Annotated in this window: 8 protein-coding genes and 1 pseudogene; 4 read left to right on the top strand and 5 right to left on the bottom strand. The window is 40.1% G+C overall.

The window, feature by feature from the left end; genetic code table 11:
* Positions 1-245 precede the first annotated feature (245 nt).
* The 4 genes and pseudogenes from IPJ83_17640 to IPJ83_17625 all read left to right on the top strand — a co-directional run bounded on the left by IPJ83_17640 (position 246) and on the right by IPJ83_17625 (position 7,835).
* A pseudogene (locus tag IPJ83_17640) lies at positions 246-2,678 on the top strand (TonB-dependent receptor).
* A 225-nt stretch (positions 2,679-2,903) separates the two neighbouring features.
* Positions 2,904-4,250 (top strand): serine hydrolase, encoded by a 1,347-nt coding sequence (locus tag IPJ83_17635; protein ID MBK7882355.1) that lies wholly within the window; start codon positions 2,904-2,906, stop codon positions 4,248-4,250.
* 68 nt (positions 4,251-4,318) lie between these two features.
* Positions 4,319-5,338: a hypothetical protein gene (locus tag IPJ83_17630; GenBank protein ID MBK7882354.1), complete on the top strand. Its 1,020-nt coding sequence runs from the start codon at positions 4,319-4,321 to the stop codon at positions 5,336-5,338.
* Positions 5,339-7,010: 1,672 nt separating this feature from the next.
* Positions 7,011-7,835, top strand: coding sequence for a formate/nitrite transporter family protein (locus IPJ83_17625; protein ID MBK7882353.1), 825 nt, complete (start codon positions 7,011-7,013; stop codon positions 7,833-7,835).
* Between the two features lie 3 nt (positions 7,836-7,838).
* On the opposite strand, the gene IPJ83_17620 is transcribed toward IPJ83_17625, so the two are convergent.
* The 5 genes from IPJ83_17620 to IPJ83_17600 form a co-directional block, all read right to left on the bottom strand.
* On the bottom strand, positions 7,839-8,921 hold the full coding sequence (locus tag IPJ83_17620) for a ketoacyl-ACP synthase III (protein MBK7882352.1): 1,083 nt from the start codon (positions 8,919-8,921) through the stop codon (positions 7,839-7,841).
* 464 nt (positions 8,922-9,385) lie between these two features.
* On the bottom strand, positions 9,386-9,574 hold the full coding sequence (locus IPJ83_17615) for a cold shock domain-containing protein (protein ID MBK7882351.1): 189 nt from the start codon (positions 9,572-9,574) through the stop codon (positions 9,386-9,388).
* A 61-nt stretch (positions 9,575-9,635) separates the two neighbouring features.
* Positions 9,636-10,766 carry a DEAD/DEAH box helicase gene (locus IPJ83_17610; GenBank protein ID MBK7882350.1) on the bottom strand — a complete coding sequence of 377 codons (1,131 nt, stop codon included), beginning with the start codon at positions 10,764-10,766 and terminating at the stop codon, positions 9,636-9,638.
* A 352-nt stretch (positions 10,767-11,118) separates the two neighbouring features.
* The gene (gene hppD, locus IPJ83_17605) at positions 11,119-12,270 is read right to left on the bottom strand and encodes a 4-hydroxyphenylpyruvate dioxygenase (protein MBK7882349.1); all 1,152 of its coding nucleotides are present in this window, start codon (positions 12,268-12,270) and stop codon (positions 11,119-11,121) included.
* Between the two features lie 38 nt (positions 12,271-12,308).
* A complete protein-coding gene (locus IPJ83_17600) occupies positions 12,309-13,484 on the bottom strand; it encodes a homogentisate 1,2-dioxygenase (GenBank protein MBK7882348.1) in 1,176 nt (391 codons plus the stop codon).
* Positions 13,485-13,983 lie beyond the last annotated feature (499 nt).

Below are 13,983 nucleotides of genomic sequence, written 5' to 3'. Positions count from 1 at the left end.
TATTGGATACAATAGGAGGAACAGGCTTTGCAAATTATGAATGTGTTTTCAAAATGACTGACCAATAAAAAAAAAGGGATTGCAATGACCCAATCATTGGCAAATGTTAAATTGTTCTTAAAGTACGAAAGCTTTCGTATATGTTAGTCAAAATGTTTACTTTTGTTGGGCGAAGAGGCCGGGGGGAATTCTATATTCCTGCATGGGCTGACGCAAGTTTTAAAATGACGCAATTTTATAAGATTATGAAGAGAGTTTGGTTTTGGTCGATGGCACTGTTTGTAACTGGAAGCTTGATGGCCCAGGAAGGTCGTATTTACGGAGCTTTAAAGAGTCCTGAGGGCGACCCGGTAGAGTTTGCCAATGTAGTCTTGTATCAGTCTGTGGACAGTTCGATCGTAAAAGTGGAGCCCAGTGATGCAGCAGGTAAATTTGCTTTTGCGGGTTTGAAGGAGGGGGTTTATGAGGTGATGGCGAGTTTTCTTGGCATGGACAATCTAAAGATCAGTAAGTTGTCATTACAGCCAGGACAAGCCCTAGATCTGGGTACCCTGACCATGCAGTCCGGCAGTATTGCCCTGGAAGCAGCTACCGTAAAAGCCACCCGTGCATTAATTGAGATCAAACCTGACCGAACAGTCTTTAACGTACAGGGAACCATCAACAGTGTAGGCTCCGATGCCTTGTCATTGCTACGCAAAGCTCCGAGCGTTACAGTAGACAACAATGACAACATCAGCGTACTGGGGCGTACCGGTGTATTGGTTTACGTGGATGGAAAACGCCTTCCGCTGAATGGAGAGGAACTGAGTAATTATCTTCAAAGCCTTCCCGCAGAACAAATTGATCGAATAGACATCATCTCCAATCCCGGTGCCAAATACGAGGCGGAGGGGAATGCAGGTATTCTGGACATTCGTCTGAAAAGAGATAAAAGTCTTGGCGCCAATGGTACGGTGACTGTGACCAGCGGTCAGGGAAAATACAACCGGACCAACTTGAGTAGCAATGGTAATTATCGAAACAAAAAATTTAATTTTTTTGGACAATTGGGAATTGGGCAACAAAAGGGATTCAATACCCTCGATTTCATCAGTTACCAAAATGGACTTTACCTTGAAGAGTTAAATGTGTTGCGCAACCGTGGACGATTTGCAAATCTCCGACTCGGTGCGGATTATTATCTGGATAAAAATCAAACTATTGGATTTCTGTATTCCCCGGGCTTGCACATGGGACGCCAGCTTGGATCCAATCGCATTACCATCGCTGATGCATCCAGCCAATCGGTGGTGGACAGCATACTGGTGGCCCAGACGGTAAGTAAAAATACCCGACATCAGAATACCTACAACCTTAACTATCGCTACGATTCAAGAAAAGGGAGAAATTTCAATGTAGACCTTGATTATGGGCATTTTACCAATGACGGCAGGAGATCACAACCTAATGCTTATTTGAATGCCACAGAGGATTCTGTGTTGAGCAGAGTCATCAATAATTTTGAGACTCCGACGGACATTAAAATTTACACTTTCAAAGCGGATTATGAGCAAAACCTCTTTGGTGGAGCCATCAGTTTGGGTACTAAGTTCAGCAAGGTTGTGTCAGACAATACTTTCCTGGTTTTTGATGAACTTTCAGGTCTCCAAGTACGGGATGACAAAAGATCCAATCTTTTCAAATACGACGAAAATGTGTATGCCGCCTATGTAAATTATCAAAGGCCATTATCCAAAAACTGGTCTGCAAGTGCAGGGCTTCGCACAGAGCAAACCAATGCCACCGGAGACCTGCAGGCCTTTCTGCCAGAATTGCAAGAGCCTCCGGTAATCCTAGATTATTTAAGCTGGTTTCCAAGTGCAGGTCTAAACTGGTCTCCCTCTTCCAAACATTCCTTTAATCTGAATTATGGCAAGAGAATCAATCGTCCGGATTACAACGTACTTAATCCATTCAACAATCAGCTCAGCCAGCTTTCTTTCGAAAAGGGAAATCCATTCCTCCGACCTGAAATCGTTAACAACATAGAATTAGGTTATACGCTGGGTTCAAGATATAATTTCAAAGCAGGCTACAGCCTTACTGAAAATCAAATTACCCGCCTGATCGGACCGGATGATTCTGATCCACGCGCCAGTTTCATCTCCTGGGACAATCTTGCCACTCAAAAAATTTGGAGCACCAGCGTAAGCATTCCGGTAAAAATTTTAAAATTCTGGAATGCCTATTTCAACCTCAGTGGTTCCCACATCGACAATCAGGCTGATTATGGTGAAGGCGCTGTCGTGGATGTGCAGGCTTTTACCTACACCATTTACCAGCAACATACCTTCGAACTTCCCTGGAAGCTTTAAGGGGAAGTCTCCGGGTACTATTCAGGGCCAGGAGTCTGGGGTGGTGTTTTTGTTTATGAGTCCAGTTGGAGTCTTGATCTTGGCTTGCAGCGTAAATTCTTAAACGATCGCATGAATGTGCGTTTGGGCATCTCTGATTTGTTTTATGAATCCGGATGGGACGGTGTGTCGAGTTTCGACGGACTGGAATCTGAAGGAAGCGGCCGTTATGATACCAGAAGGGCAAGCATCAGCGTCAGCTACTTGTTTGGAAACCAAAACGTGAAATCAAGTAAAAGAAAAACGGGAATGGAGGAAGAGGCGGGGAGGATAAATGAATGAGCTAATGTGATAATTAGCAAATGTGATAATGAGTTAATGTGCTAATGAGTGACTGAACGATCTTTGGTTCGGCAGAGTATCGTGCGACAGCACGATAAGTGAAGGAACCGCGAAAGCGGCTAACGAGAGAATTAGGAAATTTGAAAATGAGCTAATTAGTTAATTGGTTGATGATTGAATTGCTCTTGATCGTTTAAAAAATAATAAGACATAAAATTAATTGCAATGAAAATTCAATTTCTAATCATTGGGGTCATAATGGTGAGCGCAAATGTTTTCGCTCAAGAGGTGAGTACGGTCATGTTTCAAAAGCTGGATTCACTTTTGAGTGATGCATATGACAAAGGAATATTTACCGGACAAGTAATTATTTCGCACCAAGGGGAAGAAGTATATTATAAACAACACGGTTACGCGGACTGGAACACAAGCAGAACGATGGACAAGAATACCCTGTTCAACATTGGATCATTGAACAAGCAATTCACAGAAGAAATTATTCATCAGTTGGTGGAAGAACACAAACTCAACTACCAGGATAAAATAAGTAAATATCTAGACCTGTTTCATGCAGAAACAGGCAATAAAATAACCATACAGCAGCTTCTTGACATGAGGGCAGGATTGGGCGATTATTTAAGAAATCCAAAATTCCGGATGCTGTCAGAGAATGATTTTTCTGTATCGCAACTGGTTGACATTATTAAAGATGAACCGCTCTTGTATGAGCCGGGTACAGGTCAGGAGTATTCCAATTCGGGTTATGTGGTTTTGGGTGCACTCATAGAAAAGATAAGTGGAAAGAGTTATGAGGAGAACCTAAAGGAAAGGATTTTCAAACCAGTGGGTTTGGGTAATGTATATTACACCATGGCACAAAAGTCTAAACAAATCAATCGTGCACATGGACATTGGATTGACTTTGATGGTAATAAAGAAAGTATGGATGACATTAGTTGTAGTACTCCGGCTGGCGGGTTATACATGAATATCGGAAGTTTGTTGAAATTTGTAGAAGCGAAGAGGCAAGGCAATCTTCCATCCGGAAAAAAATATGGAAGTGGAATGTTCGCCGGGGGAACGGAAGTTTGGAATTCAAGCATTTTTTTTCACGAGAAAAGTGGATTTTGTTTTGTGGTTCTTGCCAATACCGGAGATATTGCGGATGAATTAGCACCCAGAATAAATTCGATTCTAAAAGGAGAACCTATTCCACCTGTTGAGTTGCCATTTAATTTATTGTTGTACAAAATAGTTCGGGAAAGGGGAATAGACTATGTTAAAAATAATGTAGAAAAATTAGCCATGCAAGCAAGACTGCCTTATGACGATCGTTTTTTAAATTATTTTGGCTACCAGTTTTTGAAGGCTAATAAAATAGATCTGGCATTAAATTTATTTGAAATCAATGTCTCTCTATTTCCGAAAGTACCCAATACCTATGACAGTTTGGCGGAAGCCTATTTAGTAAAAGGAGATAAGGCCAATGCATTAAAATATTACAAAATGGAGGCAGAAATGATTCCTGAGAATAAAAAATTGAAAGCCTTGATTTTGGATTTGGAAAATTAGAAATCCTTCAAAGGTTTTTATGATCACCCAATAAATCTTATTTTTGAGTAGAATTTTAAAATATGTATTTGAAAACTCTTTTATTTTTTGGTGCAATTTTTAATTTAGCTATTCAATGCGGATTTTCACAAGTTGTAGGTTCGGAGAAGTTTGGATTTAAGCATCATAGCATTCAGTCAAAGAAACTCGGCGAGGTAAATTATTATGTGACCATAAACAAATCGGCTCAACAGAAGCCAATGTTGCTCTATATAGATGGTTCAGGTTCTTTACCACTTTTTCATTTAATGGAAAGAGGGATGGCGGGGACAGTTCCATTCGATTACAAAAAATTATCAGAGCATTTCCATATTGTACTCATCAGTAAACCCGGAATTCCCTTTGCGGACAGTGTCCGAAGAGATCCTGAACACGGTTATCCTATGTATCCTGAACCTGAGGAATACAACAAAAGATTGTCGCTAGACTGGAGAGTGGATGCAGCAAAAGTAGTGCTTGAAAAAGTGATCAAACAATATCGGGTGGATCGTAGAAAGATAGCTGTGATGGGTATTTCCGAAGGTTTTCAGGTGGGCGCTAAGTTGGCAGCGGAATGTAAGAAAGTGACCCATTGTTTGTTGTTGGTTGGGAATGGGTTGAATCAATTTTATGATTTTATCATTCAGAACAGAATAGATGCAGCATGTGGCATTATATCCGATCACGACGCGCAACAAAATATAGACTCACTTCATAAAATTTATCAGGATATTTATACTTATGGTGATGCGACCGACAAAAAATGGTTTGGCCATACCTATTTACGCTGGAGCAGTTTTTGTAAGCATCAGCCGGTGGAAGATATCCTCTCCTTAAACATACCGGTCTATTTGGTTTCTTCCTCACAGGACAGAAATACATCTGTTCTGAGTTCTGATTTCATACAACTTGAAGCGCTAAGGAAAGGCAAGAAGAACATCACATTCAAAGTTTATCCGTATGATCATTCTTTTTCTGAATGGAAAAAAGAGGCAGAAGGAAAGAGCGTTTTTGTAGGCAATCACATGACAGAGGTTATTGATGAATCCTTGAGGTGGTTGGGTCATTAAAGTGAAAAATATTATCGGGATCTGTATTTGTACGATAATGCATTTTAAAAATTATTGTTTGCTGATTTAATTGGCTTTACTTTTTAAAATTTGAACAAGAAGATTGAAGTTTTGAGATATTTCGGGTCAAGTCAAGATTTTTAAGGAGAAACCAGTTTTGCGGACCCAGTTATTCACTAAAGTTGTCCTGAATTCCATCCAGGTATCATTGTTCTTTTTTGTTTGGATAAAAAAAATCAAGGCTGTTTTCATTTCTTAACGCTAAAACTGTTTTAAAAAGCTAAACAAAATAAACTCGCTTTAAGCAGCGACAATGGCTCTGGGCCTTACTGTCATCTATATGTTAGATTATTTGCCTGCGAGCTCAAACAGTATTTTGTTCTTAACGCTTTGTAACCCATATAATGCATTAGAATTTCTATTCCAAGTCAAAGAATTTTAGCTTTCGCTGTTTCGTTAAATACAAGTATTTCCTCATGCCGCTTTCGCGGTTCCTTCCCTTGAAGCACTGTCGTGCTTCATTCCGCATTGCGGAAATCGGTCAGTCATCCATTAGCTAATTAACTAATTTTCAAATTCTCTAATTCTCTATTTTCCTCATGCCGCTTTCGCGGTTCCTTCCCCTTGAAGCACTGTCGTGCTTCATTCCGCATTGCGGAAATCGGTCAGTCATCCATTAGCTAATTAACTAATTTTCAAATTCTCTAATTCTCTATTTTCCTCATGCCGCTTTCGCGGTTCCTTCCCTTGAAGCACTGTCGTGCTTCATTCCGCATTGCGGAAATCGGTCAGTCATCCATTAGCTAATTAACTAATTTTCAAATTCTCTAATTCTCTATTTTCCTCATGCCGCTTTCGCGGTTCCTTCCCTTTGAAGCACTGTCGTGCTTCATTCCGCATTGCGGAAATCGGTCAGTCATCCATTAGCTAATTAACTAATTTTCAAATTCTCTAATTCTCTATTTTCCTCATGCCGCTTTCGCGGTTCCTTCCCCTTGAAGCACTGTCGTGCTTCATTCCGCATTGCGGAAATCGGTCAGTCATCCATTAGCTAATTAACTAATTTTCAAATTCTCTAATTCTCTATTTTCCTCATGCCGCTTTCGCGGTTCCTTCCCTTGAAGCACTGTCGTGCTTCATTCCGCATTGCGGAAATCGGTCAGTCATCCATTAGCTAATTAACTAATTTTCAAATTCTCTAATTCTCCATTTTCCTCATGCCGCTTTCGCGGTTCCTTCCCTTGAAGCACTGTCGTGCTTCATTCCGCATTGCGGAAATCGGTCAGTCATCCAGCACCATAGAATCCACTATGGCTTGTCAAAAGCCCACCCACCATCTTACGATGTTCATTCACTTAATGAACTGCCGTTCATTACTTTGATGGTAATCAAAGATCGTTCATTCATGGTAGTGCTTGTCTTTATTGGTCTTTTGCCTTTCATTACGAAACCCTAATGCATTATATGGGTTAGATCAGTTTTAGCTAAAATGAAAAAGGCCGATCTGAATTTCTAAATCGATAACTATATGATGAAGTATCGGAATCTATTTAATCCAGCTTAATTTCTAATTAATCCCCATAAAATTTATCTGACCCGATATTTCAATTTGGAAAGTTAAAACTTCTCTTCTGGTTTTGTATTACATTTGAAAAGAATATAAAGCCATTTTATGCAGGAAATTTTTGGATTTGATGCTTTTTCACCAAAGGAAATTGCAGAACGGGTAGAAAATGTCGGTGTTGTTAAAGCGAGACTTCCTTTGCTACCCATGTTTATGTTGGGCATTCTTGCTGGGGCATTTATTGGATTGGGTGCGATGTGTTTTGTTTTGGTTCAATCAGAATCAGGATTAGGTTTTGTTGCAGGAAGGTTTATTGGAGGGTTAGTATTTTCATTGGGATTGATTTTAGTGGTCATAGCCGGTGCTGAACTTTTTACCGGAAACAATTTACTGGTGATGGCCTGGGCAGATGGTAAGTTGAAGTTTTCAGAAGTATTGCGCAACTGGATTGTGGTAGCTAACGCAAATTTTATAGGTGCTGCAGGCATTGCATTATTGGTTTACTTTTCCGGACATCCAGACATGAATGGTGGTGCGGTTGGAATGACTTATGTTAAGATTGCTGCAATGAAATGTAATTTATCCTTTCAGCAGTGTTTTTTCAGTGGCATGTTGTGCAATGTGTTGGTTTGTTTGGCGGTTTGGATGGCGCAGGCAGGCAGGAGTGTGGTGGATAAGGTGGTGGTGATTATTTTCCCTATCACTGCATTTGTTGCATGTGGATTTGAGCACAGCATCGCAAACATGTATCTGATTCCGATGGGTTTTTTGTTGAAGGAAGCAAATCTTTTAGTTCCTGATGCAGAGTCGATCAACCTTGCAGGATTTATAAAAAACCTGGTTCCTGTAATTTTAGGAAATCTTGCTGGTGGTAGTTTGTTTGTTTCTTTTTTTTATTACATGATCTATGGAAGAACGCCTAAAATTGAGTAGTCATCAAGCAAATTTATAGGTAAACGCATTGATGTTCATTCCTGCGCCTACAGATGCAAAAACAGCGTAGTCGTCTTTATTCAGATCGTGGTCCTTCATTTTATTTTTAAGAATCAGGTCAAGTAAAGTAGGAAGAGTAGCCGTCGAGCTATTGCCTAATTTATCAATGGTCATGGGCATCAGTTTAGCAGGATCGGATTTTTTTCCAAACAGCTGACAGATTCTATGGAGTATGGCCTCATCCATTTTGCCATTTGCCTGGTGAATGAGGACTTTACTGATTTGATCGAATTCAAGATTGGATTTTGTGATGCAATCTTTTACCAATTGAGGGACCTGGTTAAGTGCGTATTCATACAATTTGCGTCCCTGCATTTTAAGATACAGTTCGGAGCCGGAATAATCGGGACTGTTGGATTCCTTCATTTCGAGGTAATGCGCTTCGTTAAAGGCATCTGTACGGACAGCATGTGCGATCATACCCAATGGGACTTCACTGTGGACTGCCTGGAGGATGGTAGCGCCAGCGCCATCAGAATAGATCATGCTGTCTCTGTCGTGCGGATCAGAGACTCTGGAGAGCATTTCTGCGCCAATAACCATAATTCGTTGAGCATTGCCTGATTTTATCTGATAATCGGCCTGAATCATACCTTGTAGCCATCCGGGACAGCCAAAAATGAGATCAAAAGCCACTGTATTGGGATTTTTTATGCCAAGGTGATATTTTACTCTGGCAGCAAGACTGGGAACAAGATCAGACTTGCGGTTATTCTTTTTAACATTGCCAAAATTATGGGCTACAATGATTAGATCGAGACTTTCCGGATCGATGTCGGAGGATTCGAGGGCATCCTTTGCAGCGAGAAATGCCATATCCGAAGTGACCATGTGATCGTCCGCATAGCGTCTTTCACTGATGGTGGTTATTTTTTGAAACTTGCTGATTAAATCTTCATTGGGTGTATCAATATTCTTTTTATCCTGATCGTAAAAAGTGCTTTGCATGAAATCACTGTTGAGTATTACATTCTCAGGAATAAAACTTCCCGTGCCTGCGATAACGGAGTAAATATTTTCTTTCATAAATGCAGAATCTGATAAGTTGACATAAGACAAAACGGAACTGCCGCATCGACATGGGAAAATCCATTCGTATTAAAAAGACTGAATCACATGCCAAATTTAAGATAAAACTTGGTTATGGGAAAGGATAAATCAAGCAATGCGCTATGGGGAATTCCTGACTTTAAAATTGGTGAGACGCGAACACCTGAATTTGGGGCATCAAAGAATGTGTTGCTTTAAAAAATACAAAACCAATGGCTACAAATGGCAATGTAGGCAAAAAAGAAATCAAGGAGTACTTTGTACCCCTTGATTTAGTTAAGACTTCTATTGATTTTGGATGAATTTCATCGATTCTGCTGTCCACCTTGACCGAGGCCAGGTGTCTGATGCTTAAAAAATTCTGACAGGAAAACCATCTTTATTTCTGAAGAATCAGGAGGCAAATCTATAGGACGTCTGTTGGAATGGAAGAACTTAAATTAAGCTAACTTTACGTTAACCGCGTTAAGACCTTTCTTTCCATCCTGAACGTCAAAGGTAACCTTATCGTTTTCGCGAATCTCTTCTTTTAATCCAGAAGCATGAACAAAAATTTCTTGTCCATTATCTTCTTTAATAAATCCAAATCCTTTGGCTTCGTTGTAAAATTTTACTACACCGTTTTTCATGCTTTTAATTTAATGATTGTTTAATATAATTATTCTTGTAATAGATCTTGAAGAAAAATTCCTACAGGTAGGGGTGCTTTTTGATGACTTCAATATCTTTTTTTATTAATTTTTGTATGCCTCTAAAGTAAGCCAATTCTTCTGTACTGCAAAGAGATACTGCTTCTCCAGTTTCTCCTGCTCTGCCGGTACGACCGATCCGGTGTACATAATTCTCAGCTTGTTCAGGAATTTCATAATTGATAACATGTGTGAGTTTGTCGACGTCAATTCCTCGGGATGCAATGTCCGTGGCTACCAACACACTAACCGTTCTGTCTTTAAATCCTTTCAAAGCTTTTTCTCGGGCGGTCTGGGATTTATTTCCGTGGATGGCCTCTGCTTTTATATTGATTCCTTTAAGGTCCTTGGCTACTTTATCTGCACCTCTTTTGGTTCTGGTAAAAATCAATACGTGATCGATTTTATCCGTTTTCAGAATATGTTTCAACAATGCACTTTTTTGTGGTCGTTGCACAAAATAAACACTTTGTTTGATCGCAGGAGCAGTAGAAGAAACAGGGTTAACAGAAACGCTCACCGGATTTTTTAAAATCGTATTGGCAAGTTGCATAATATTTGGTGCAGCAGTTGCTGAAAAAAACATGGTTTGTTTTTTTGCAGGTAACTTGGCAATAACCTTTCTCATGTCATTAATGAAACCCATATCCAGCATACGGTCTGCTTCATCCAAAACAAAATATTCCACATAATTCAGATTGACAAACCCCTGTTGCATCAAATCCAGCAATCTGCCGGGCGTAGCAATCAAGATATCAATTCCTCTTCTTAGTGCATTGACTTGTTGGGTCTGAGACACACCGCCAAAAACAGTGGCATGTGTAAAAGAAAGGTTAGCTCCGTAATCTCTGACATTTTCGCTGATCTGGGTTGCCAGTTCGCGTGTAGGTGCAAGGATCAGGGCTTTTATGGTTCTTCTGGGTTGATCGGTTTTTTTGGCTTCCATCATTTGTAAAATCGGAAGCGTGAAGGCAGCAGTTTTTCCTGTCCCTGTCTGGGCACAACCAAAGATGTCCTTTCCTTCGAGCAGGTGCGGGATACTTTTAGCCTGGATGGGGGATGGTTTTAGGTAATTTTTTTTATCTAAAGCCGAAAGTAGCGGCTTAATTAATTTCAAATCAGTAAACGTCATTAAAAGTTTTTAATGTTAGGCACTTTAAAGAAAAATGTAAGATGAAACCGACGGTAATTGATGTTTACCAGTAGATTGAGATACAATCTTCAGACAAAGTGTTGCAAAGATACGCATAATATTCCATAAATGACAGGTAATTTTATAATTGCCTGATTTTGACTGAGTTTTGGACTGAAATTAAGAATAAATTTACTTATTTAACATGTCATTGGCGTGCCAGACAAGTCTGGTCAATGCAAACCGACCCCGAATAAAGGACATTGCAACATCCGGAAACTTACATTTCAAACATTAAGAGAGAGTATAAAAGCAAAATTACTCAAAAGTGAGCCTCTTAGGTCTTGGACAGTTATAAGGTTCCACGGCGAGCCTGTTCTGCTTCAATACTTTCAAACAAAGCCTGAAAGTTACCTTTTCCGAATGACTTTGCTCCCTTGCGTTGAATGATTTCAAAGAACAGGGTAGGACGATCTTCTACCGGTTTGGTAAATATCTGCAGGAGGTAACCGTCTTCATCTCGATCCACCATGATGCCGAGTTTTCTCAACTCATCCATGTCTTCTTCTATGATGCCCACCCTTGATTTGACTGTATCATAGTAATCACCGGGGACATGAAGAAATTCAACACCCCTCTTTCTCATTTCGCTGATGGTGAAGATGATGTTATCTGTTGCAACCGCGATGTGCTGACATCCAGGGCCTTTATAAAAATCCAGATATTCCTCTATCTGAGACTTCTTCAGACCTTGTGCGGGTTCGTTGATAGGAAACTTAATTCTACCATTGCCATTGGTCATCACTTTGCTCATCAAAGCGGTGTATTTGGTAGAAATGTCTTTGTCGTCGAAGGTAATCAGATTGGCAAAACCCATCACTTCTGCATAGAATCTTGCCCACTTGTCCATTCCACCAAGTTCGACATTACCCACCATGTGATCGATGTATTTGAGTCCTGTTTCAGAAGGTTGATAATCTGAATGCCAGGCTATGTATCCAGGCATAAAAGGGCCGTGATAATTTTTTCTTTCTATGAACAGGTGAACGGTATCACCGTAGGTATGTATTCCCGATTTAACAATTTCGCCAAATTCGTCTGAAACACTTACCGGTTCGAGGAATGATTTTGCGCCTCGCGACACAGTTTCCTCAAATGCTTTTCTAGCATCATCTACCCACAGTGCAATGTACTTAACGCCATCGCCGTGCAGTCTAATGTGTTGTGAAATTTCACTGTCCGGATTGAATGGAGAGGTTAATACCAGACGTATTTTGCCTTGTTGGATGACATAGGAGCATTTTTCCTTATTGCCTGTTTCTAATCCGGAATAGGCCAAGGACTGAAAGCCAAAGGCAGTCTTATAAAAATGGGCTGCCTGCTTGGCATTCCCTACGTATAGTTCAACAAAATCAGTACCGTTGATGGGTAGAAAATCCTGTGCTTTTTCAAAAATCTTTTCTCCGCTGTAGCTGTAATTTTGTACGGTGGTAAGATCTTTCATAATCGGGTAAAATTTTAATAATTTAAATAAAAATTGAATCAATTAGCGCCTATTGGTTCCTCTAGCCAGGATTTATAATAATCCTTTACCTCAATCTCCATAGCATCTTTTGTGATGCTTACCGGACTAAACGGATCAATCATGACTGCGAGTTCTTTTGTATCTTTTTGTCCAATGCTTCTTTCAATTGCACCGGGATGAGGCCCATGTGGAATGCCTGCGGGATGTAAGGTCAGCTGACCTTTTTGGATATTGTTCCTGCTCATAAAATCTCCATCCACATAGTAAAGAATTTCGTCAGAATCAATATTGCTGTGGTGATAAGGAGCAGGGATGGCGTCCGGATGATAATCATACATTCTCGGGACAAAAGAGCAAATGACAAAACCCCTACCTTCGAATTGCTGATGTATGGGTGGAGGCATGTGTACTCGTCCGGTAATTGGTTCGAAATCAAATATGGAAATACCGTATGGATAATTGTAGCCATCCCAACCAACGACATCAAAAGGATGGTTGGTGTAGACAAAAGGGTAGATCATCCCACGTTTTTTAATGCGAAGGTGAAACTCTCCCTCCCGATCAAAAGTCTCCAGATTCTGGGGTAGTTTAAAATCGCGCTCACAAAAAGGGGAATGTTCCAAATATTGTCCCATGTTGTTGCGGTAACGACCAGGCGTTCGGATAGGTCCATGAGACTCCACAATCAGGTGACGGTTAAGGCCTGAATCAAATTCAATTTGGTAAACAGTTCCCCGTGGTATGACCAGATAATCGCCATACTCAAAACGTACATTGCCATAACTGGTACGCAACACACCAGCGCCCTCATGGATGAAAATCATCTCATCAGCATCGGCATTTTTGAAAAAATAATCTCGAAGGGATTCGGTCGGAGCAGCAAGACTTACAGACATGTCTGCATTGAGAAACAAAGTCCTTCGACTCTCGATGTAATCGGCTTTTGGAGTGGCCTTGAATCCAGAAAAACTCAGTGCCTGTAAATTATCCTCAATGGCCAACTCCGGCTTGATGGACCACGGTTTACCAATCTGACGTACACGAGTCGGCGGTCTTAGATGATAGACCAAAGAAGATGTAGAAGAAAAACCCTCCGTGCCGAAAAGTTCTTCGTGATACAACTCACCCGTTTTTTGCCGATAGACTACATGTCTTTTGTGCGGAATCTTTCCCTGAGAATGATATACAGACATACTTGTTCCAATTCTTTGCACGAAGGAAAGAAATTATTAAAAGTGAGTACTTGATGGGAATCAATGTCAGTCATGATTATTATCATGTAAGTGGGTTGGTTATACAATCCCCATTAACTGTCTGAACCATGATTTTTGGGATGCATGGGATTAATGAGATCGAGAGGATGGAATTTTATTAAATGATTTTAATGGTTCATCTATAATCTTTTCAAAAAAAAAATCATATTCCATCCCAAAACTCCCAACAATCCCATAAATCCCAGTTCAGACAATATTCCCACCATTCCCAATATTCCCATCAATCCCAGTTCAGACAAAATCCCCATCAACTGTCTGTACCATGATTTTTGGGGTGTATGGGATGGATGAGATTCAAGAGGGTGGAATTTTATTAGTTGGGTTAGGAACATGGTAATATATCACTATTGCCAATGATAAATGTCAATTAAAATGAATGCTTTAAGTTTAAATTGAAGTGTTGATTATTAATAAATTT

This window comes from Candidatus Vicinibacter proximus, assembly GCA_016713905.1.
GTDB classification, from domain to species: Bacteria; Bacteroidota; Bacteroidia; order Chitinophagales; family Saprospiraceae; genus Vicinibacter; species Vicinibacter proximus.
The sequence above is the reverse complement of the archived record's forward strand: the minus strand, read 5'-3'. Positions and strand labels throughout refer to the sequence as shown.

Coding starts and splice junctions, on each gene's coding strand:
- IPJ83_17620 (MBK7882352.1), bottom strand. CDS start 8,921: ATGAAAGAAAATATTTACTCCGTTATCGCAGGCACGGGAAGTTTTATT.
- IPJ83_17635 (MBK7882355.1), top strand. CDS start 2,904: ATGAAAATTCAATTTCTAATCATTGGGGTCATAATGGTGAGCGCAAAT.
- IPJ83_17615 (MBK7882351.1), bottom strand. CDS start 9,574: ATGAAAAACGGTGTAGTAAAATTTTACAACGAAGCCAAAGGATTTGGA.
- hppD (MBK7882349.1), bottom strand. CDS start 12,270: ATGAAAGATCTTACCACCGTACAAAATTACAGCTACAGCGGAGAAAAG.
- IPJ83_17625 (MBK7882353.1), top strand. CDS start 7,011: ATGCAGGAAATTTTTGGATTTGATGCTTTTTCACCAAAGGAAATTGCA.
- IPJ83_17600 (MBK7882348.1), bottom strand. CDS start 13,484: ATGTCTGTATATCATTCTCAGGGAAAGATTCCGCACAAAAGACATGTA.
- IPJ83_17610 (MBK7882350.1), bottom strand. CDS start 10,766: ATGACGTTTACTGATTTGAAATTAATTAAGCCGCTACTTTCGGCTTTA.